This window comes from Pseudarthrobacter sp. NPDC058196, assembly GCF_042882685.1.
Classification (GTDB): domain Bacteria; phylum Actinomycetota; class Actinomycetes; order Actinomycetales; family Micrococcaceae; genus Arthrobacter.
Window position 1 is genome coordinate 235,869 of sequence record NZ_JBHVVN010000006.1, and the last position, 20,926, is coordinate 256,794.

Genomic DNA, 20,926 nt, shown 5'->3' on the forward strand with positions numbered 1-20,926 from the left:
AAACATGACAACCGTAATACTCCAGCAGCCCGGCAAGACGGCCGGCAAAACTCCAGCCGCCCGCAAGCCCAACCGCAGCTTCGTCCACGGCCTCCTCACCAACAAAAAAGCATTGACGGGCATGGCCGTGATGCTCGCCTTCATCGCACTGGCCCTGCTCGCACCGGCACTCTTCCCCGGCGACCCGTCACGGATCACCGCCATGGCGTCCCTGGAACCATCTCCGGAGCACTGGCTGGGAACGACCGCCAAAGGACAGGACGTGCTCGCGCTGACAATCCACGGCTCCAGGAGTTCCCTGTTCGTGGGGCTGACGGTGGGCGTCGCCTCCACCTTCATCGGCATCCTGGTGGGACTTGCCTCGGCGTACTTCGGCAAGGTCATCGACGAAGCACTGTCCCTGGCAACCAACATCTTCCTGCTCCTTCCCGGCCTTCCCCTGCTGGTCATCCTTGCCGCATTCCTTCCTCCGGGCCTGGGCACAGTGATTCTTGTCCTCGTGGTCACCGGCTGGGCAGGCTCGGCACGCGTGCTGCGCTCACAGGCCCTGTCCATCCGTTCAAAGGACTTCGTGGCCGCAGCCGTAGTGTCCGGCGAACGGGCAGGGCGGATCATGTTCCGCGAAATCCTGCCCAACATGGCCTCGATCGTCATGGGCACCCTGTTGGCCTGCGTCATCTACGGCATCGGCGCACAGGCGGGCCTGGAGTTCCTGGGCCTGGGAGATGTCAGCACCGTCTCCTGGGGAAACAACCTCTTCTGGGCCGGCAACGAAGGCGCCCTGCTCACCGGCAGCTGGTGGGTGTTCGTCCCGTCGGGTGTTTGCATCGCGCTGGTCGCTTTCGCCCTTGCCCTCATCAACTACGCCGTGGACGAGGTTACCAACCCGCGGCTGCGGAAGATCAAGTCACCGAAATCCACCGAAAGGAGCGCCGCCAAATGACCGTCTCCCAAGTCTCCTTCGGCTCGCACGAGCCCGTCCTGGAGGTCAAGGACCTCAGCGTCAAGTACGTCGGCGACACCCGCTCCACCACCGCCGTCGACCGCGTTTCCTTCAGCATCGGCACCGGTGAAGTGTTCGGCCTCGCAGGAGAGTCCGGCTGCGGGAAGTCCACCATCGCCAACTCGGTCATGCGGCTCCTGAAAGAGCCCGCGAAGATCGCCGGCGGCAGCATTTCCTTTGGCGGAAAGGACGTCCTGGCCATGAGCACGGAGGAGCTGCGGCGCTTCCGCTGGCAGGACGTGGCCATGGTCTTCCAGTCGGCCATGAACTCACTCAATCCTGTGCTGACCATCGGCGAACAGATCGTGGACATCTACACCACCCACGCCGGCTATGCCCGCAAGGAATCCCTGCGGCGCGCGGGTGAACTGCTCGAGCTCGTGAGGATCGACCCGGCACGCCTGAAGTCATACCCGCACCAACTTTCGGGCGGCATGCGTCAACGCGCTGTCATAGCAATGGCCGTGGCGCTCAAGCCATCGCTGTTGATCCTGGACGAACCCACCACCGCGCTGGACGTGGTGGTGCAGCAGGAGATCATGGCGCAAATCAAGGAGCTCCAGCGCGAGCTCGGTTTCTCTGTCCTCTTCATCACGCACGACATGTCGCTCATGGTGGAACTTTCGCACCGCATGGCCGTGATGTACGGCGGCAGGATCGTGGAGACAGCGAAGGCCCAGGACGTCTACGCCAACCCCCGCCACCCTTACACCCAGGCTCTGATGGGCGCGTTCCCGCCGCTCACCGGCCCGCGTGTTCCGCTGACGGGACTGCCCGACGGCGTGAAGTTCCGGAACATTCCGGACCTCAGCGAGGCGGCACCCGGCCATTTCGTGGCTCCCGTTGGTGCCGACGCTTCCGTGACCGATTCCGCGAACCTGGCAGGAGCCGTACGATGAGCCACTCCCTAACGTCCCCGGACGCTGGTTCCACCGCCGGCACCCCCGCCCTTGAAATTCGCGGCTTGGGCAAGTCGTTCCCCATGGGCGGTTTGTTCTCCCGCGCCTCGGTCCGCGCACTGCACGGCGTGGACCTGGCGCTTGGCCGCGGCGAAATCGTGGCCCTTGTGGGGGAATCCGGTTCCGGCAAAAGCACCCTGGCCCGCTGCGTTGCCCGGCTCGAGAAGCCGAGCTCGGGAGTGATCCTGCTCGACGGCGTCGACATCCTCAAACGAGACCGTTTCCAGGCATCCCGGGCGTTCCGCTCCCAGCTGCAGATGGTCTTCCAGGACCCTTTCGGTTCCCTGAACCCGGCCCACAGGATCGAGCATTTCCTGCGCCGTTCGCTGGCGATCCACGGTAAGAGTGGCGGTTCCGAAGAGGAGACCCGGCGGCGGCTCGAGGAACTCATGACCACTGTTGGCCTGCAGGCTGACATGCTCGACTCGTATCCGCACGAGCTCTCCGGCGGTCAGCGCCAGCGCGTTGCGATTGCCCGGGCACTCGCCGTTGAACCCCAAGTCATCCTGGCCGACGAACCCACCTCCATGCTGGATGTTTCGGTCCGTATCGGCGTACTGAACCTGATGCGCAAGCTCCGCGACGAGCAGGGCATCTCCATGCTCTACATCACCCACGACCTCGCGTCCGCCCGCTACCTGGCGGACCGGACGGCCGTCATGTTCGCCGGGGAAATCGTCGAGGAAGGCGAATCCCTGGATTTGCTCGCAAACCCCGCCCACCCCTACACCCAACTCCTGGTTTCGGCTGTCCCGGACCCCGCGAGGGCAGGTTCGTATGACCCCGTCCGCCGTGCCGAACTGCGGCAAGCGGTCATGGCCTCAGCGCATTGCGCTTACGACGGCGACCCGCACCAGGCCTGCTCAGCCGAGGAACCCGTGCGCCATCAGGTTGGCGACCCCGGAAAGCGCCATTGGCTGCGCTGCCACCTCTACCAGCCGTGGACCGGCAGCGACGGCCATGCCTTGGCGGGCGAGCCCACGCAAGCCAGCTTCCCGGCGTCGAACACTCAAGAAGAGGCCTCCGCATGACTGAACTGACCCACCCGCTCGCCACCGTTCCCCAGGATGAACTGGTTGCGCGTGCCGAGGCCGATCCCCTCCGGCCGCGGTTCCACTTCGTATCACCGGCCGGGTGGCTTAACGATCCCAACGGCGTCAGCCAGTGGAACGGAACCTACCACCTCTTTTACCAGTACAACCCGGAGGGTGCTTTCCACCACCACATCCGCTGGGGCCACGCCACCAGCACCGACCTCGTCACCTGGGCGGACCGGCCTGTTGCCCTGGAACCGTCCGAGGGCCCGGACGCCGATGGCTGCTGGTCCGGGGTCTTGGTGAACGACGGCGGCACGCCCACCCTGGTGTATTCGGGGCGGTTCGAAGGGAAGGAGCTGCCCTGCATCGCCGTAGGCTCTCCGGACCTTTTGAGCTGGACGAAGAACCCCGGAAACCCCGTGATCGCAGCACCGCCGGTTGGCGTAGACATCACGGCGTACCGCGATCACTGCGTCTGGCGTGAAGGAACCAAGTGGCGGCAGCTGGTGGGTTCGGGCATTCGCCGGCGCGGCGGTACGGCGTTCCTGTACGAGTCTTCCGATCTGCGGCAATGGGACTACATCGGGCCGCTGTTGATCGGCGATACCTCGCAAGGCGATCCCGCGGACGATGACTGGACGGGGACCATGTGGGAATGCGTGGACCTGTTCCGGGCGGGGAAGGGCCCGCTGGGGTCTGTGCCTTCGGACGGCTCGCCTGACGTGCTGGTCTTCTCCGCTTGGGACGACGGCGATACCCGCCACCCGCTCTATTGGACCGGCCGGTACGCCGGGGATACGTTCGAGCCGGCGGCGCTGCACCGCCTCGATTACGGAGGCCGCTACTTCTACGCGCCGCAATCCTTTCAGGATGAGTCCGGCCGGCGTCTCATGTTCGGCTGGCTGCAGGAAGGCCGAAGTGATGCCGCGATGGTGGAGGCCGGCTGGTCAGGAGTCATGAGCCTGCCGCGAATCGTCACGGCGGCTGATGACGGTTCCCTCCGCTTCGCGCCCGTACCGGACATCAAGAAGCTGCGCCGTGACCATGTGAGCGTGCCCGGGCTGACGTTGTCCGGCACATCGGCGGCGTTGGAACTCGGCCTGTCCGGCACGCAACTCGACCTCGAACTGGATGTCCAGCTGGCGCCTGGCGCCCGGCTGCGGCTTGGTGTCCTTGGCTCCACGCACGGGAGCACCTCGGCCGGCCCCAACGAAGAAACGGTCATCGAGCTGCGCCGGGCACCTGAGGGCACCACCAACGGCACGCTCCGCCTGGACCGCACGCGAAGCAGCCTCGATCCCACCGTTGATGTGGAAGAAAAGTCCGGGCCCGTCGCCATGCCCGAAGGACGGGTGCACCTGCGTGTCATCCTGGACCGCTCCGCCGTCGAAATTTTCGCCAACGGAATCCCGTTGACAGCCCGCGTCTACCCCACCCTGGGCGGGGAGCACGTCAGCCTTGCCGCGGAAGGCACCGCACAGATACTCTCCCTCGACGCCTGGACCATGGCCGACATCGATGAGGGTCCCCGGAGCCTCTTTCCCTGACTCACTCAGGCCGCAGCATCGAAGCTGCCCAAAACAAGAAGAAGGAACTTATGGCAAATTTGCCCATGGTCTCTCGTCGTTCGCTCCTGACAGGAAGCGGTGCGGCGGCAATCAGCGGATCGCTGGCCCTTTCCGCAGGGTTGGCCGAGCCCGCCGCCGCTTTACCAACCACGGCACCCGACCCCGGATCAAAAAGCCCAATGTTCAAAGGATTACGCCGGATGCGCCCCACCTATCACTTCAGCGTCCCCGGCAACTGGAAGAACGACCCCCAACGCCCCCTCTACATTGACGGGGAATACCACTACTACTACCTGTACAACGCCGACTACCTGCAGGGCGGCGGAGGCACGTCATGGCGCCGGGCCACCACCACAGACCATGTCGCCTTCACTGACCGTGGCGTTGCCATCCCGAAGTTCAGCGATGGAAACGGTGATTGTTGGTCAGGATCCCTTGTGGTCGACGAACGGAACACCGCCGGGTTCGGCGAAGGGGCGGTGATTGCGGTTGTGACGCAGGCGCCGGAAGGATGCCAGGCCCAGTACCTCTGGTACTCGACCGACCGCGGACGGTCCTTCCAGGCCGCCGGTTCCGCCCCGGTGCTGCCAAACCCGGGTGTACCCGACTTCCGGGATCCCAAAGTGATCTGGGACGCTGACCGCGGGCGGTGGTTCATGGTGAACGGCGAGGGGCAAAAGCTTGGCTTCTACACATCCGCCGACCTGCGGTCCTGGCGGCGCGTCGGCGAGTTCGTGCGCACCGATCTGGGACTGCTCGAATGCCCCGATATCTTCCGCATGACCGCTGACGACGGCAGTTCCCACTGGATCCTCGGCACAAGCGCCAACGGCAAAGGCCGTGGCTTGCCCGCGACCTACGCGTACTGGGCAGGGGCCTTCGACGGCACATCATTCACGCCTGATCGGGCAGAGCCCGAATGGCTCGACTATGGCTATGACTTTTACGGAGCGGTCACGTATCCCCATCACGACGCGTCCGGCGCGGAAGATGAGACCCTCCGCCGGGCAATCGGGTGGGCAAACTTTTGGGACTACCCCCACAACACGCCGACCCTTGAGTCGGATGCCTACAACGGCGACGACATGATCGTTCGCGACGTCCGCCTGAAACAGGCGGGCGGCGGGTACCACCTGGTGTCCGCCCCGACCTCTGCGCTGGACAACCACGTCAAGCGAAGCCATCGTTTGGAGGACGTTGCTGTAACTGGCACCCATGACCTCGACATCCACGCATCTGCTTACGACCTGACCTGCGAGCTCGTGTGGGACCCCGCTTCCGCACCCGCCAATATCGGTTTTGAGCTCTGCCGTGCACCGGGCGGCGGCAGGCACGTCGCCGCCGGCGCATTTCTGCGAGGCCCCTTCGCGTACCTGAATCGGCGGCCAACGGTCAACCCCACCGGCGGCGAAAGCCAGACTCCTATCGACCCCTCGACAGGACGGCTCACCATCCGCATCCTCGTGGACCTTACGAGCGTGGAGATGTTCGTCGGAGACGGACGGGTGGTCCACTCACACCGCGTATTCCCCCTTGAGGGCGACGACGGAATCCGCCTTTACGCCCATGAGGGAACCGCCACATTCCGGAACTTGACCATTAAGGAAATCAAGGAAGTGCATTAGTCCAGGCCGACGGTCCGGCAGGCCTTTCTGCAGACCACGATTATGGTCCGCAGAATGGCCTGCCAGGACAAACCCGAGCTGGAAGGTGTTTTTTCATAGGAGCCACCCGCCGCCCCTCGGCTGCAAGCTTCAAGGAGCAGGGGGAAACGGGAAACTTCGAGCTTCAGTGTCCTCCTGCCGGAATCAGACAACCAGAACCCTGTGATTCATATGAATGCAGGGGCCACCCCCGGGACTGATTCAGAGCCGCCGTGGGTAGAGGGTCCGGGCCACGCCCGGGACTGTCCGGACCAGGCGCTCCAGGGCCCGTTCGGAGGCACTTCCGGGCTCTGCGTGATGAATAACCAGGATATGACCGTCGGTCCCGGCCACTGCCAGTTTTTCGTGGAAGAGCTCAAGGTCGCCCACCACCGGGTGATGCAATTGACGCTTACCCGCCACCTTCGGACGGACATCGTGGCGCCCCCACAGCCGGAGAAAGTAGGAGCTGCGCTCAGACAGCTCCATGACCAGCGCTTCCAGCTGCGGGTCCTGGACGCGCTCCCCCACGGCTGCGCGAAGTCCCGCGGTCGCGTCCTCCATGACGCGCTCCCAGTCCTGATAGAGCTCCCGTTCGGCGGGATCCAAAAACGCTGCCCGCAGCACGTTCGTGCCCGGCTCGCCGCGAGGCCGGCAACCTCCTCACGGCGAAGACCCGGAACGCGACGCCGCCAGTAGCTGCGCAGTTCGACGTCCTCCGGCCGGACAAGCCTACGGCGCGCCTGCAGGTACTCTCCGAAAGAGTTGTTCTTTGCCAGGGACCTAATCTACGCCCGGGCGGGCATCCAACGCGGAGGCGCAGAGCCGTCCTAGGCCTTGAGCGAGCGTGCGTCGGTGAAGAGGGCCCGATCATGACCGATCTCGGCCGCGAAAGCATGCCGAATCCAAAGCATGTCCAACCAGCGTGCGACCCTTTCGACGGGGAAAGTGCGGACATCGGCCACACCCCCATCTACCCCTGAATCGTGGGCTACGTGCTGGGTGCCACAACGTCCTCCAGCACTGACCTGTCGAAGAAACGGATCTCGCCAGTTGCTTCGAAGAACACCGGAACTACCGAGGTGCTCAAGTCTTTGGACGTTTCGTAGATGTCAGCCGCACCCCCGTGCTTCCTGGCAATTGTTCCAACCAGCTCGGTACCGCGAACTCGAACAGTTCGATATTTGTAGCTCATCGTGACTCCTTCGTCGACTAGGGCATTACCCTACCCCTTGGGAATCCCGCTTCGGGAGGTTGGCTCCCATGACGCAACACCATTGCTGACGGCTCGGGGAATGACCGCGGTCACGCAGGGACCACCCTTAGTCCCTGCGGTTCTGCACGCCCTGTACGACGGTCACTGCAGCAGGGAATACCGCGCGAGGGGCCGGGCACCCGGCCCCTAGTGCTGCAGGCAATCCATATTCCGGAAAGCCTGCAGCACTAGGGGGCACCAACAGGTGCTTGCTGCTCGTCTCACAGCCAATTCCGAAAGTTCGGGTTGATCTATGGATACGCCGACATCAATCCGAACGGATGCCAGTTGCTGCCAAGAGATATCCCCACATTTGGGCTTTGTGCCGCCCTGGCGGACATTCGGGCTATTGCTCCTCGCGTAGGGCTCAAGCAAGCCCACCCGGCTGTGCTGTGACGCACCTATTGTTGCCGCTACTCGGCAAGTTGCTCGGCCACAGGAGTGCTCTTCGATGACAAACCGACTGACGGTGTTGCCCTGATGGCGTTGGATACCCGGTCCGCCACCACCTCGGCTTCGGTTCCGGAGTCAAGGATCGTGTTGCGGGCGGATCCGGCGTCGACCTGGACGGCCGTAACGGCGAGGCCGCTTGCTGCGCCTGTGGTCAGCAGGGCGTCCACCTGCGCCTCAAAGCACGAGTCACTCGAGGTGGCATTGACATCAAGGGCAACCACGTGGTTATTCGAGACGAAGTTTGCGGTCCCCTCCACCAGCCGGATGATGACCGGGGTGGCGCCTGCCGGCCGGATGGTCTGCGAGTCAATGACTTCAGAGAAATGGTTGCCGATGATCGAATTGTTGCTGCCGCTGACGCAGAGCAGGCCGTGAAGGTCATCCAGCCCGTTGTCGATTCCCAGGAAAGGCGTCCAGGGCTCATGGTCGCGCAGGAAATGGTTGGTGGCAACGAGGTTCTCGGAACTGCCTTCCGCAAGGACCACCATCCCCGGGTAGAACGAATGCAGCCGGTTGTTGCTCACGCTGGACCGCGTTACCCCCTTGAGGTGCACGCTGCTCGCACCCCTGGGGAAGACGTTGTTGGCAGTGACCAACAGTCCGCCGTGGTTCTCGGCGTAGATCGAATAGCCCTTGAATCCGGCTCCCACAAGGTTGTCGGTGATCTTCGATGCCTGTCCCCAGCCACGCAGTTCGATGCAGCTGCCGCATTCGGCGATGAAGTTGTCGTGGATGGAAAGTGCGTCCGCCTTGTGGATGGTCAGTGCGTTCTCGAGGTAGACGAACCCCATGCCGTTGATGCGGAAGGAGTCGTTGGCGCTGGCAACATAGATCCCGGTCTTGCCATTGACGTAGGTGTTTTCCTTGTCCAGCTCCGAACCATCCGGCGCAAAGTGCAGCCCGTCGATGCAAAAGTTGGAAAACTCCACGGAACTGATACGGGGGCTGCCCTCCCGCTCGATGTAGAAGGCGGCGCCCGCGACTTCCGCTCCTGCTTCACCGGCGGCAATGTCGACGAGGATCCGGCTGCCTCCGGGCCACAGTTCGTGCAGGTCCGGCCACTCGTCAGCGGCAACGTTGAATCGGATGCTCGATGACGTGAAGCCATGTCCGGAACCCTGGATCTTGAGGAAGCTGACGTCGATCACCACCTGGGTCCGGAGGCGGTAGTCCCCCGGCGGCAGGTAGATGACCGCGCCCGGTTTTCCGCCGTTGTCAACATCCGTGGCGGACTGCCGTTCCTTGATGTCAGCGATGATGCTGTTGATGACTTCGCCGACGTCCTTGGCCGGGTTGCCAACGGGCCAGGCCGTCACGTCGTAATAGTTGTTGCTGGACATAGCTTCTTTCCTTGGTGTTCTCACTGGTGCGCCGGCTGCTGTTCCGGGACGTCCGACTGCAGTTCATCCAATGTTGGCGGTTGGGCACCGGGGCGGCCAACTGTGATCGCGGCGGCCTTGGAAGCCATCCGGCCCAGCGCTTCCAGCACCGACGGCGCCATGCCGTCCGTCCCGCGCATGAGGAGTCCGTAGATCAGGGCGGACATGTATGAGTCGCCCGCACCGATGGTGTCCGCCACTGCGGCTGTGACCGGGGGAACCGGCACGTGCGCGTCCCGCGTCGTCAGCATGGACCCGTCCACTCCCCTGGTGATGGCGACCAGCCCGGCGCCCAAGTCCAGGATGTGGCGTGAAATCTCCTCCAGCGGCCGCCGCGGATAGAGCCAGTGGGCGTCCTCGTCGCTGAGCTTGACCACGTCGGTGAACGGGAGGAGTTCCTCGAAGATCGTCTTGGCCTCACCGTAGCTGCCGAGCAGGGCAGGGCGGATGTTGGGGTCGTAGGTGACCAGGCAGCGCTGGTGCGACTGTTCGAGGAGTCCGCGTACTGCTGCCGCACCCGGGGCCAGGAAGGTGGCGATCGAACCGGTATGCAGGACCTTGGGGAGGGTGGCCGGCGCCGTTCGCGGAAGGTCCCACTGGATGTCGAAGTTGTACCGGGCCGAACCGTCCGATGCCAGGACTGCGGTGGCCGTAGCGGTTGTACCCTGCCGTCTGGAACCGGGCAGGAGGCGTACGCCGGCGCTTCGAAGGTGGTCTTCGATGGCGGCGGCGTAGTGGTCGTCGCCGATTGAAGTCAATAGTGCGGTGTCGACTCCCAGTCGGCCGAGCCCGTAGGCGACGTTCGCCGGCGATCCGCCCGGGTGCGCAACCGTGCCCCGGGGAGAGACGACAATGTCCACCAGGGCTTCGCCGACGACCATCACATCGATGCCCGCCGCGGGACCACTGTGAAGGTGCTGCGTTGTTGACATTCTGGACCCTTCCTTAGTCAAGTGATGAAACCGCGAGTCTCAGGACGGTGGCCCGCCCGCCCTCGGCGGACAGCCAGGTCTGCAGGTGCTCTGCTTCAGGAAAGACGAGGTCGGTCATGACCACCATGCCGCCCTGGGCAAAGACCTCCACGGAGCAATGGTCGACGACGATCTGCAGCTTGAGGACCCCATCTTCCAGGACCAGCGGGGCTGACTCGACGGAAGCGAACTTGGCGTGAAAGCCGGCGTCACCTGCGTGCCGGCGGTCAAGGCTGAGCATGGCGCGGGACGCGTCATAGCTTAGGACTGCGCCTGTGGTCCCGTCGCTGCTTCCGAGGATCCGCAACTCGAGTCGGTCAGCGCCGCCGGGGGCAAGCTCGGCTTCGATGATCTGGGCCGTTCCGGGGACCGCATCCGGCAGCCGCAGGGCTGTGCCGTTGAGCTCAAGCAACCCCGCGCTCAGCAACCGTGTGGTACGCGGGAGCTTCTCTGTTTCTCCGTGCCCAGCCAGGATCGGCTGCTGGACCAGGCGGGCTGCGCCGTGGGACGCGGTAAGGCGGAGTTCGCGGGCCAGGGTCATGGAGGACCGCCAGGGTGCTGTGGGCAGGTCGTTGGCGTAGTCCCAGTTGTTCATCCAGCCGATGATGATGCGGCGGCCGTCCGGGGCGTTGCTGAAGGACACGGAGGCGTAGCAGTCGCGTCCCCAGTCCAGCCATAGGCATTGCCGCAGCGCTGCGGCTGCGGCGGTTGCATCAAGGGAACTGACCCCGCCCGGCGCTGCAAGGGAACCTGCGTCCGGGACGAACCGGACGCCGTCGAAATGCCCCACGAAGTACTGGCCCCCGGAACCTCCTGCCACTGCGCCGGGATTGACGTTCACTATCAGGACCCACTTGGTGTTGTCCGGGTCGCCGTCCACCGCGAGCGGAAAGAGATCGGGGCACTCCCAGTCGCCCGCATCGGCGTTGGCCGGGCCGAAATCGCTCAGGAAATCCCAGGACGTGAGGTCATCCGAACGGTAGAAGACCACCTGCTGGTGATGCGCTTCGACGGCGACCATGACCCAGTAGGTTCCCTGGTCTCCGTGGTAGCGGAACACCTTGGGATCGCGGAAGTTCGCCGAATTCCTGGTGAGGACAGGGTTCCCGTCGTACTTCCGCCAGGTCATGCCGGCATCGGTGCTGTAGGCCAGCGACTGGGCCTGGATGCCGCTGTGTCCCGACGCAGCTTTGTAGGCACTGGTGTAAATGGCCACCAGGGCCGGCGCATCCGCCGTGCCAAAACCGGACGTGTTGCCGTGGTCCACCACCACGCTGCCAGAGTAGATGTCCTCCACCTCGTCGCACGCAATGGCGACGGGATGTTCGGTCCAGTGCACCAGGTCCGGGGAGGTGGCGTGGCCCCACGACATGTTGCCCCAGACGTTGCCAAACGGGTTGTTCTGGAAAAAGAGATGGTAGACGCCGTTGTGGAACACCAGGCCGTTGGGATCATTCAGCCAGGTGTCCCGTGCCGTGAAGTGGATGGCCGGACGGAACCGGGCGGTCCCGTCCGGAGGTGTTTCCGGGCGTGGAGCATCAAGGAAGGTGGACATGTTTGGTGCGGTCCTCTGGGAAGTGGAAGGGTTGGCTGCTCAGTGGCGCGGGGCCGCGATGGAATCACGGCGTACCAGCGGGCAGCCCAGGATGGTCGGATGCAGTGCCATGAGGGAAAGGTCCGTTTTCCCCTCGACGGCGTCTATCAGGTGTTCGGTGGCCCACGCGCCCATCTCGTAATGGGGCAGCGCCACGGTGGTCAGGCCAGGGTAAAGGTTGGCGGCGATGAGTTCCTGGTCGTCAAAACCCACCACGGAAAGGTCGGCGGGGATGGAAAGTCCCAGTTCCGCGGCGGCCCGGTAGGCGCCCATCGCCATCCGGTCGTTATAGCAGAAGAGCCCGGTGGGGCGGTCGCCGCGTGCCAGGATCCGCCGGGCAGCCTCGTAGCCGCCCTGAACCTCCGAGGCCGCTGCCTCCACGGGCGCTGTGCCGCCGTCGAGCCCTGCCTCCTCCAGCGCGGCCCGGAAGGCATGGAGCCGCTGCCGTGTCGCCGGGACATCGTCGGTGTTGTTGATGAAGCCCACCCGGGTGTGGCCGGCCTCAAGGAGCGCACCCATGGCCGCGCGTGCGCCACCTTCTTCGTCCGGAATCACGGCTGTGATGTTCCCGTCCGTGGCCACCGAGTCGACCAGGATGGAGGGCACGCTGCCCAGGTTTGCCGGCAGCTTCACGGTGCGGTGGTACATGGTGGCGTACAGGATCCCGTCCACCCGGCGCTCCAGGAGGGCCTCAACATCTGCCTGCCTCGATTCGAGGCTGGCAGAACCGGAGGTGTTGATGATCATCAGGTTGTACCCCCTGGCCTTCGCAGCCTCATCGGCACCCAGGATGATCCGGCCGGCGTGGGGCGTGGTAGCGATATCCTCACTCACCAGCCCGAGCATCCCCGTCCGCTGGGTCCGGAGGGCCTGCGCAAGCCGGTTGGGGCCGTAGCCCAACTGCTCTGCGACGGACCGGACCTTGTCCCTGGTTTCGGGGCTGATCCGGGCATAGGAAACCTCGTTGAGGACGTGGGAAACAGTCGTCACTGACACGCCGGCGGCTACGGCCACGTCCTTGATCCCGATGTTCCTGTTACTCATCTGCGTCCCACGTCCTTATGGTTGGTGATGCCCCTGGGGGTTACCAGTAGGCTACTCGTTGCTGGTGGTCTAGCCCTTGACGGCGCCAAGCGTCATGCCTGCCACGATCTTCCGCTGCAGCAGCAGGGTCAAAAGGATGACCGGGATGGAGTAGACGGCGGCCAGAGCCGTCATGGAGCCCCAGTCCAGGCCAAATTGGGTCTGGAAGTTCGCGATGACCACGGGCGTTGTCTGGGAACGGATGGCCGTCATCAGGAGGGCGAAAAGGAACTCGTTCCAGGAAGCCAGGAAGGCGAAGATCGCGGTGACGGCGATGCCGCCGGAAACCACCGGAATCACCACCCGCCACAACGCACCCAGCCTGCTGCACCCATCCACGGTCGCAGCCTCTTCCAGGTCTTTCGGCACCGCCTCGAAGAAGCTGGACATGAGCCAGATCGAGAGCGGCAGCGAGATGGTGGTGTGCGCGATTGACAGCGCAATGGGGGTATCGGCAAGGCCGACGGAGGCCATCATCGAGGCCAGCGGGATGCCGATCGCCACGGGGGGCACCATGCGGGTCACCAGCGCGGCCATGATGAAGATCCTGCCGCTGCGGGTCTTGTACCGTGTGATGCCGTAGGCCGCCGGCACAGACAGCACCAGGGAGAGAAGTGTGCTGATGACCGCCGTCTGGATGCTGTTGATGAACGAGGCCGGGACTCCGTTGCGGCCCAGGGCGTTGGCGTAGTTCTCCAGCGTCCACTCCCTGGGGAGGATTGTGGGCGGGACAGCGATTGTGTCGATTGGGGTCTTAAACGATGTGAACAGCAGGTACAGGAACGGGAAGCCATAAAGGATCAGCGAGGCTGCGAGCAGGATCCAGAGGATGGTCCTGGTGCTGCGCTTTCCTGCTTCGAGTCCCTCGCGGTGGACGCTCCGGCGCTTTCGGCCGGCGCCTGCCGGGGCCGGCACCGGCATGGGCCGCCCGGGTTCGAGGGCCAGGCCGCCCATGCCGGTCTTCGATGCCTGCGCGTTGCGATGTTCCACGCCTGCGGGCTGTGGCCCGGCAGGAACGATCGGCATGCTGCCGTGGTTGTTGGCGTCTGCGATGCTCATCAGGTGTCCTTTCCCGGCCGCCAGATCGTGGTGACTGCGACGAAGGCTATGGCGAGCATGGCCAACAGATAAATGGTGCCCATGGCGCTTGCCAGCCCGGGGTCGCCGAAGCGGATCATCGTCCGGTAGACGAGCAAGCTCATAGTTTCGGATGCGGACTGTGGCCCGCCGTTGGTCTGGATAAGGATGGTGTCAAAAGCCCTCGCCGCGTCGATGCCGCGGACAACGAGCGCGACAGCGATGACCGGGCGGAGGAGCGGGAGGATGATGCGGAACAGCAGCGAAGGCGCCCGGGCGCCGTCGAGCCTGGCCGCTTCGATGAGATCTCCCGGGATGTTCTGCAGTCCGGCGAAGAGGACCAGGCACATGAACGATGTTGTCAGCCAGATGTCCGGGACGGCGACGGAGAACAGCACGATGTCAGGGTTTGAGAGCCAGCCGATCTGGTTCGGGTTTTGCAGGATGCCCGCTTGGTTCAGCAGTGTGCCGAGAAGTCCGAAGTTGTCGATCATGAGGAACTTCCAGAGCAGGCCGGCCACGATCGGCGCGATCATCAAGGGGTACAGGAACAGTGTCCGCCAGACCTGGGACTTTTTGCCCAGGGTGGTGAACAGGAGCGCCATGCCCAGACCGAGGGCGAACTCGAGAGTCACGACCGTCAGGGTGTAGGCGAGCGTCCGCCAACCCGCGCTGATGAAGTCCGGGGACGTGAAGGCTCGGACGTAGTTGTCCAGGCCCACGAATTCGCGGGGGCCCCCCACAAGCGGGGAGATCTTGAAGAAGCTGTCCGAGATCAGGCGGAACAGCGGGTAGGCAACAAAAACTGCCAGGAACAGCGCCGCTGGAGTCATAAGGTACAGGGCGAAGCGGCGATCAGGGATGCGCACGGTAGTTTCTTCCACTGGTTGGGGCCGCGGCCGGCACCGCGATTGGTGGCGGTGCCACATGGTTGATGCCGGCCGCGGAGTCTTTATTTGAGGAGGGCTTGGATCTTGGTCTTGGCGTCGGCCAGCAAGGTCGCGCTGTCTCCCCCGGCGACGGCCTTTTGCAGCATCGGTACCAGCACGGTGTCGACAATCTGCTGCCACTTGGCCGTTGCCGGACGTGTTGCCGTCGCCGACGCGTTGAGTGTTTCGATCAGCGGTTTGAAACTCTCGTAGCCGGGCTGGTCCTGGTACTTCTGTAAGGCGGAGACTCGCGCCGCGAGGCCAAGGCTTGACTGGATGGCCAGGTCGTTATGGTCGAAGGCGCACTTGACGAACTTTTTCGCAGCATCGGCGTTCTTTGTTGCCTTGGGCACGGAAAGGTACCAGGGGCCGGGCACACCGGCCACGCCCGCGGAACCGCCGATCATTGGCGCCGTTCCCACTTTCCCGTATACGGGCGAGTCTTTGGGAATCTGACGGTAGGCATGAGCCCAGAACCGGGTCATGGCCGTCTTGCCTTGGTTGAAGAGGTTCTGGGCCGCGGCCCAGTCGACCTGGGCTGCCCCGGCCGGGGCGTCTTTGACGAGGCTGGTGTAGAAATCAAGCGCTTGTTTATGGGCTGGATTGTCAATGACAACGTTGTTGTTGCTGTCCACAACCATGGGTGAGCCGGCTTGCAGCACGTGGGAAAGGTACTCGGTTTCGACCCCGCCCTTGACGTCCGTTCCGTACATACCGTCTTTGGTGAAGAAGGCAGAGATGTCCTGATACTGCTGCCAGGTCTTCGGAGCCGCAAGGTCGTAGCCGTATTTCGCCTTGAAGTCGGCCTTGTTTTTGGCGTCTTCAAAGAGATCCTTGCGGTAGAGGACGATCTCGGCATTGGTCCAGGCCGGCATTCCAATGAAGTGACCATCGACGTTGGCTTCCTTGACCAGCGAAGGGAAAATATCCTTCTTCGCTTCGTCGGTGAACAGTTCGTCGATGGGCTGCAGGGCATCCTTGAAGCTTGGCAGCCAGACGGAGTCGAGTGCGGCAACATCGAAGGAAACCGTGCCGGAAGAGAACTCGCTGGAGAGGCGGTTGAACAACCCGTCGTACGGGAGTTCCACGAAGTTGACGTTTACGCCGGTGTCTTTGGCGCACTGATCGGCGATCGGCTGCAGTTCCGCATGGCCGCCTGCCTCAACCAGGACATTGATGGAGCTGCCGCCGCCTTCGGTGGCGGCAGGGCCGCCGGCACCACAGCCTGTTGCGACGAGGGCGACGGCGGTGCAAATACCGCCGATGCCCGCGATTTTGGAGATGGTCTTTCGAGAGGACATCGCTGTCGACTCCCTTTCTCTTGAACGGAGAGACTGGAAACTTGTCGGTGACAAACCGTTTTGCTAAAACGACTTGGCACTCAGGTTAGGACGCGCCTGGGAGGTGTGTCAAGAGTTAAATTCCGCCGCGTGTTGACAAAATCCGCCCGGGTGATTTTGGCGTTGACAGGATTTCCCGGCGCTAACTAGGCTCGTTGGAGCCCGACCTGATAAATCGTTTTGGCATATTTTGGCTCGGGCACTTGAAGATCCCAACGAAGCAATCTTTGACCTGCATGGAGGAAACCCAGTGGAGCTACATCAAGAAGAGAACCCCAGCGCAACCAATCCAAGTCGTCGCAGGATGCTCGGCGCCGGTGCCGCGGGTACCCTCGCAGCGGCACTGACGCTGGGGATTTCATCGACGGCCAATGCCGACGTCACGGCCAGCGGAGCACAGTCCGGCTCCTCCAACGCCTACGACGTGACCACGTGGAAGATCAAAGGCCGCCCGGAGATCACCGCCCAGTCCGATGTGGGCGCGGTCATCAATGACATCATCACCGATATCAAGGGCCGGCAATCGAAGCCGGAGGCAAAACCCGGAGGAGTCATCGTCATTCCGCCGGGCGACTATGACCTTCGCACCCAAGTGGTCGTCGACATCAGTTTCCTGACCATTACGGGCTTCGGCCACGGCTTCTTTTCCCGCAGCATCGCCGACAACGTTGACACAACCGGCTGGCTGGAGCTTCAACCAGGAGGAAGTCACATCCGCGTCCGCACGCCGGCGGCCACACCACAGGCGTTCCTGGTGCGCCGAAATGGCAATCCGCGGCTGTCCGGAATCGTCTTCAGGGATTTCTGTCTTGACGGAGTGGACTTCGTACCCGACCAGAACAGCTACCGCAACGGCCGGACCGGGATCGAAGTGGCCTCCGATAACGACTCCCTGCATGTCACGGGAATGGGATTTATCTACTTGGAGCACGCCCTCATCGTCCGCGGCGCAGACGCACTCCGCGTCCACGACAACATGATCGCTGAGTGCGGAAACTGCGTCGAATTGACGGGGGCAGGCCAAGCGACTGTCGTGAGCGATAACCTCATGGGTGCGGGGCCGGACGGGGTCACGCTCCTCGCAGAGAACCACGAGGGCCTGCTCGTCACAGGCAACAACCTCTTCCCCCGCGGCCGCAGCCTCATCGAGCTCACCGGATGCACCAGGAGTTCGGTCTCCTCGAACAGGCTCCAGGGCTTCTACCCGGGCATGCTCCGCCTGCAGAACGGCTGCAAGGAGAACCTCATCACGGCCAACCATATTCGCCGGACCAACGAGGGGTTCCCGCCGTTCATTGGGCGCGGCAACGGCCTCGACGACCTCTTCGGTGTCCTCCACGTGGCGGGAGACAACAACCTCATCTCGAACAACCTCTTCGCCTTCAACGTCCCTCCCGGCAACATCGCCCCGGCCGGCGCCCAGCCGACCCAGATCCTCATCGCCGGAGGGGATGCCAACGTTGTAGCCCTCAACCACGTGGTCAGCAACGTGGCTACCCAGCACGTGGTTCTCGACGCGTCGACCACCCACTCCAAAGTCCTCGACAGCGGCGCTTCCTCGCAGGTCACTTCGTACAGCCCCGATACCGCTGTCCGGCCGACTCCCTGATGGGCGAAAGTACGCCGGGAGCGCATCTTGAGGCACGGTTTCCGCCCCCTCAGGCGCGCTCCCGACGTACCCTTTTCCTGGATCTCACCCGTTACCTCCACCCTGGTCTTCCTCCTGTTGGCCGGCGCCGACGTTTCATGCCGGGGTTTGAGACGCATCCATTGGGGGACCTATTCGCACACGCCGGCCATCGGGAGGGAACTTCTGGTCACAGTCCCGCGAACGGCTGGTGAACACTAATCGAAGGCATGAATAACCCCGGTCTTTGGGAGCATGCTCTGAATTCACGGCCTTTAGTGTGGATAACCATGATCACCCCCAATCATCGTCACCGCCGTGCGGTTACCACCGCCCTGGCCGTGGCCCTCCCCTTCGCCTTCCTCGCCCCCGCAGGCGCCTCCACCGCGGCGCCCCCGGCCCCCGCACCCGATCAGCAGGCGGCCGCACCGGCACAGGACTCGCACCTGGACCTCGGCGCGCAGGACCAGCCCGAGACGCGGAACGTGACCACGCTGGCCCCGGGCCTGACCCGGACCACGATCACGCGCGGCGCCCCCAACCAGGACTTCTTCTGGACCGCCGAAGTCGCGGTCCCGTCCACCTCTCCCGACCCGGACGCCCCGGCCTCCGCGCTGTCCACCGAGGAACATGCGCAAAAGGTGGCCAACAAGCTCAACGCCGCCGGAGTCACCGCCCGTGTCGAGCACGTCCAGTCACCCCAGCTGGCCGACGCCGGCGGCGACCTCGGCTACCGGGTCCGTGCGGGCCAGTTCAACTCAAAGGCCGACGGCACCCCCACCGTGGACCAGATCAAAGCCGCCGGCTACAAATCCTCAGTGATCTACACCGGCTGGGACGGGGACGCCGGCACCAGCGAGAACGACCGCGGACCCTGGAATCTCCAGGTGCTCACTATCGATCCGAAGGAATTCCACGGCGACCTCACCTCCTCCTTCGGCCCCAACCTCGAAGACCGCGAAACCACAAGCCAGCTCTCGGCCGCAGCCGGGGCCCTGGCCGCCGTGAACGGCGGGTTCTTCACTATGGACCCCGCAGCAGGCGCCCCCGGTGACCCCGCCGGCGCCGCGGTCCACGATGGCAAGGTCCTCAGCGAACCCGTCGGCGACCGGCCCTCCCTCATCGTGGACAAGAACGGCACCTCCATCCAGCGACTGCACTGGCACGGCACTGTCACCGCGCACGGCTCGGCCGACCTCCCCCTGGATGGCATCGACCGGGTCCCCGGGCTCATCCGCAACTGCGGCGGCACCGACGACACCCCGACCAACCTGCCCCTGCACGACGTCACCTGCACAGACGCGGACGAGATCGTCGCCTTCACCCCTGAGTTCGGCCCCACCACCCCGGCCGGCCCCGGGCTCGAAGTCGTCCTGGACTCCCAAGGGACCGTCACCGCCGTCAACCACACGCGCGGGGCTACTGTGCCCGCCGGCGGGCAGACGGTGCAGGCGATCGGCGCCGACGTCGACAAGCTCGCCGCCGTGGCCGTCCCGGGCAAGAAGCTGGAGGTCGACGCCGATTTGCTCACCGAGAGCGGCCAGTCGCTGAAGACAACCCCTTCGACAGAAGTCGTCAACGGCGGCCCGACCCTGGTCCAGGACGGGCAGCTGGACGTCACGGCCAAGCGCGACGGCATGGTCCGGACGAACGACAGCAACAGCTTCTTCTACGGCTGGGTCCACAAGCGCAACCCACGTACCTTCGCTGGAGTGGACGCTCAGGGCCGCACCCTGCTGGTCACCGCCGACGGCCGCCAAACCACAAGCCTTGGCTTGAGCCTGAACGAAGAAGCCCACGTGGCCAAGTCGCTCGGCATGGTCAATGCGATGAACCTCGACGGCGGCGGCTCCACCACGATGGTCCAGGGCAGCCAGGTCATGAACTCCCCCTCGGACACCACCGGCGAACGCCCCGTCGGCGACGCCCTCCTCGTACTCCCGGGCCGCAAGCCATAACCCGATGCGGCTCATCCAGGGATCTGGCCTTCCCACTGCTGCCGGCGCCCGGGAGTTGAATAAACGAAGAGGCAGCGACCCGCAATGACAGGGTGTTCCGCTCCCCCTTGAGCCGCCCCTCAGTCAGTTCCGGTCGAGGGTGAGCTGGTGCGCCAGGTGTATTCGGGATCAAAGCCCAGCAGGCGCCGGGCCTTGTCGATGGAGAGCAAGGTCTCGTGTTCGCCCAGGTCCTTCGTCACTTTGACGTTGGGGTACACCTCCGCCGCCAGGCTGGCGCTGGAGCGGCTCATGACGGTGTCCGGGCTGGCGATGATGAACGCCTCGAACCCCGGCTTGCCGTTCTCCAGTGCCCGGAGCACGGCCTGCGCCCCGTCCCGGCCATCGATGTAACCCCAAAGGTTCCACTTGCGCAGCATGGCATCGGCGTCGAAGGACGGAAAAGCTTCGTAGTCTTCCGGATCCATGACGTTCGAGAACCGCAGCCCAACGATGCTCAGTTCCGGGTCCCAGCGCGTCAGCTCGATAGCCATCTGCTCCTCCAGGCGTTTCACGAGAGCGTACGTGGTTTCGGGCCGGGCCGGGTACTCCTCATCCACCGGGATATAGGGCGGGTCGACGTCGAACGGTGTTCCCAGCACCGTCTCACTGGAGGCGTACACCACCTTCTTTATCCCGGCCCGGCGGGCCGCCTGAAACACGTTATACGTGGAGAGCATGTTGTTCTCAAACGTCGCAGCGTCCGACATGAGACCCGGGGCGGGGACCGCGCCCAGATGGACGACCGCATCAAAGCCTGAGTGCCGCCGGTCCACGCCCAGGAACGCGTCCACCACTTGGCCATAGTCGCGCAGGTCCACCACCACCAGACCGGGGCTTCGCTCACCAACCCGGTCCAGGTTCAGCACCCAGTGCCCCTCTTTCGTGAGGCGCCGCACCACGTGCCGGCCCAGCTTTCCGCTTCCACCAGTCACCGCTATCTTCATCGATACTCCTCAAAATTTGTTTGCCCGCACCCACATTGAGGCTCATGGCAGGCCGCAAGGGACCACT

Annotated in this window: 17 protein-coding genes; 7 read left to right on the top strand and 10 right to left on the bottom strand. The window is 64.1% G+C overall.

Annotation, left to right across the window (positions count from 1 at the left end):
* Positions 1-4 precede the first annotated feature (4 nt).
* The 5 genes from ACFVVC_RS10720 (at position 5) to ACFVVC_RS10740 (ending at position 6,192) form a co-directional block, all read left to right on the top strand.
* On the top strand, positions 5-943 hold the full coding sequence (locus tag ACFVVC_RS10720; protein WP_387452477.1) for an ABC transporter permease: 939 nt from the start codon (positions 5-7) through the stop codon (positions 941-943).
* Positions 940-1,902: an ABC transporter ATP-binding protein gene (locus ACFVVC_RS10725; protein ID WP_387452480.1), complete on the top strand. Its 963-nt coding sequence runs from the start codon at positions 940-942 to the stop codon at positions 1,900-1,902. Before ACFVVC_RS10720 ends, ACFVVC_RS10725 begins: the two co-directional genes overlap by 4 nt.
* The gene (locus ACFVVC_RS10730; protein ID WP_387452483.1) at positions 1,899-2,993 is read left to right on the top strand and encodes an ATP-binding cassette domain-containing protein; all 1,095 of its coding nucleotides are present in this window, start codon (positions 1,899-1,901) and stop codon (positions 2,991-2,993) included. Before ACFVVC_RS10725 ends, ACFVVC_RS10730 begins: the two co-directional genes overlap by 4 nt.
* Entirely contained in the window at positions 2,990-4,546 is a 1,557-nt protein-coding gene (locus ACFVVC_RS10735) for a glycoside hydrolase family 32 protein (RefSeq protein WP_387452486.1), read from the top strand. The genes ACFVVC_RS10730 and ACFVVC_RS10735 overlap by 4 nt, the downstream gene beginning before the upstream one ends.
* Before the next feature lie 221 nt (positions 4,547-4,767).
* Positions 4,768-6,192 carry a glycoside hydrolase family 32 protein gene (locus tag ACFVVC_RS10740; RefSeq protein ID WP_387452488.1) on the top strand — a complete coding sequence of 475 codons (1,425 nt, stop codon included), beginning with the start codon at positions 4,768-4,770 and terminating at the stop codon, positions 6,190-6,192.
* 240 nt (positions 6,193-6,432) lie between these two features.
* Here the strand turns inward: ACFVVC_RS10740 and ACFVVC_RS10745 are convergent, their stop codons facing one another.
* The 9 genes from ACFVVC_RS10745 to ACFVVC_RS10785 form a co-directional block, all read right to left on the bottom strand.
* Entirely contained in the window at positions 6,433-6,837 is a 405-nt protein-coding gene (locus tag ACFVVC_RS10745; protein WP_387452491.1) for a hypothetical protein, read from the bottom strand.
* Between the two features lie 364 nt (positions 6,838-7,201).
* Positions 7,202-7,405 (bottom strand): hypothetical protein, encoded by a 204-nt coding sequence (locus tag ACFVVC_RS10750; protein ID WP_387452494.1) that lies wholly within the window; start codon positions 7,403-7,405, stop codon positions 7,202-7,204.
* Positions 7,406-7,878: 473 nt separating this feature from the next.
* Positions 7,879-9,258, bottom strand: a complete 1,380-nt coding sequence (locus tag ACFVVC_RS10755; protein ID WP_387452497.1) for a right-handed parallel beta-helix repeat-containing protein — start codon at positions 9,256-9,258, stop codon at positions 7,879-7,881.
* Between the two features lie 20 nt (positions 9,259-9,278).
* On the bottom strand, positions 9,279-10,229 hold the full coding sequence (locus ACFVVC_RS10760) for a carbohydrate kinase (protein WP_387452500.1): 951 nt from the start codon (positions 10,227-10,229) through the stop codon (positions 9,279-9,281).
* Between the two features lie 13 nt (positions 10,230-10,242).
* Positions 10,243-11,823 carry a glycoside hydrolase family 32 protein gene (locus ACFVVC_RS10765; protein ID WP_387452503.1) on the bottom strand — a complete coding sequence of 527 codons (1,581 nt, stop codon included), beginning with the start codon at positions 11,821-11,823 and terminating at the stop codon, positions 10,243-10,245.
* A 39-nt stretch (positions 11,824-11,862) separates the two neighbouring features.
* On the bottom strand, positions 11,863-12,906 hold the full coding sequence (locus ACFVVC_RS10770) for a LacI family DNA-binding transcriptional regulator (protein ID WP_387452506.1): 1,044 nt from the start codon (positions 12,904-12,906) through the stop codon (positions 11,863-11,865).
* Between the two features lie 69 nt (positions 12,907-12,975).
* Positions 12,976-13,866, bottom strand: a complete 891-nt coding sequence (locus tag ACFVVC_RS10775) for a carbohydrate ABC transporter permease (protein ID WP_387452687.1) — start codon at positions 13,864-13,866, stop codon at positions 12,976-12,978.
* A 137-nt stretch (positions 13,867-14,003) separates the two neighbouring features.
* A complete protein-coding gene (locus ACFVVC_RS10780) occupies positions 14,004-14,891 on the bottom strand; it encodes a carbohydrate ABC transporter permease (protein WP_387452509.1) in 888 nt (295 codons plus the stop codon).
* A gap of 83 nt (positions 14,892-14,974) precedes the next feature.
* Positions 14,975-16,252, bottom strand: coding sequence for an extracellular solute-binding protein (locus ACFVVC_RS10785; protein WP_387452512.1), 1,278 nt, complete (start codon positions 16,250-16,252; stop codon positions 14,975-14,977).
* Positions 16,253-16,595: 343 nt separating this feature from the next.
* Between ACFVVC_RS10785 and ACFVVC_RS10790 the strand changes: the two genes are divergently transcribed.
* Positions 16,596-17,900, top strand: coding sequence for a NosD domain-containing protein (locus ACFVVC_RS10790; protein ID WP_387452690.1), 1,305 nt, complete (start codon positions 16,596-16,598; stop codon positions 17,898-17,900).
* Between the two features lie 308 nt (positions 17,901-18,208).
* Positions 18,209-19,876, top strand: a complete 1,668-nt coding sequence (locus ACFVVC_RS10795; RefSeq protein ID WP_387452515.1) for a phosphodiester glycosidase family protein — start codon at positions 18,209-18,211, stop codon at positions 19,874-19,876.
* Between the two features lie 119 nt (positions 19,877-19,995).
* On the opposite strand, the gene ACFVVC_RS10800 is transcribed toward ACFVVC_RS10795, so the two are convergent.
* Entirely contained in the window at positions 19,996-20,859 is an 864-nt protein-coding gene (locus ACFVVC_RS10800; RefSeq protein ID WP_387452518.1) for an NAD-dependent epimerase/dehydratase family protein, read from the bottom strand.
* Positions 20,860-20,926 lie beyond the last annotated feature (67 nt).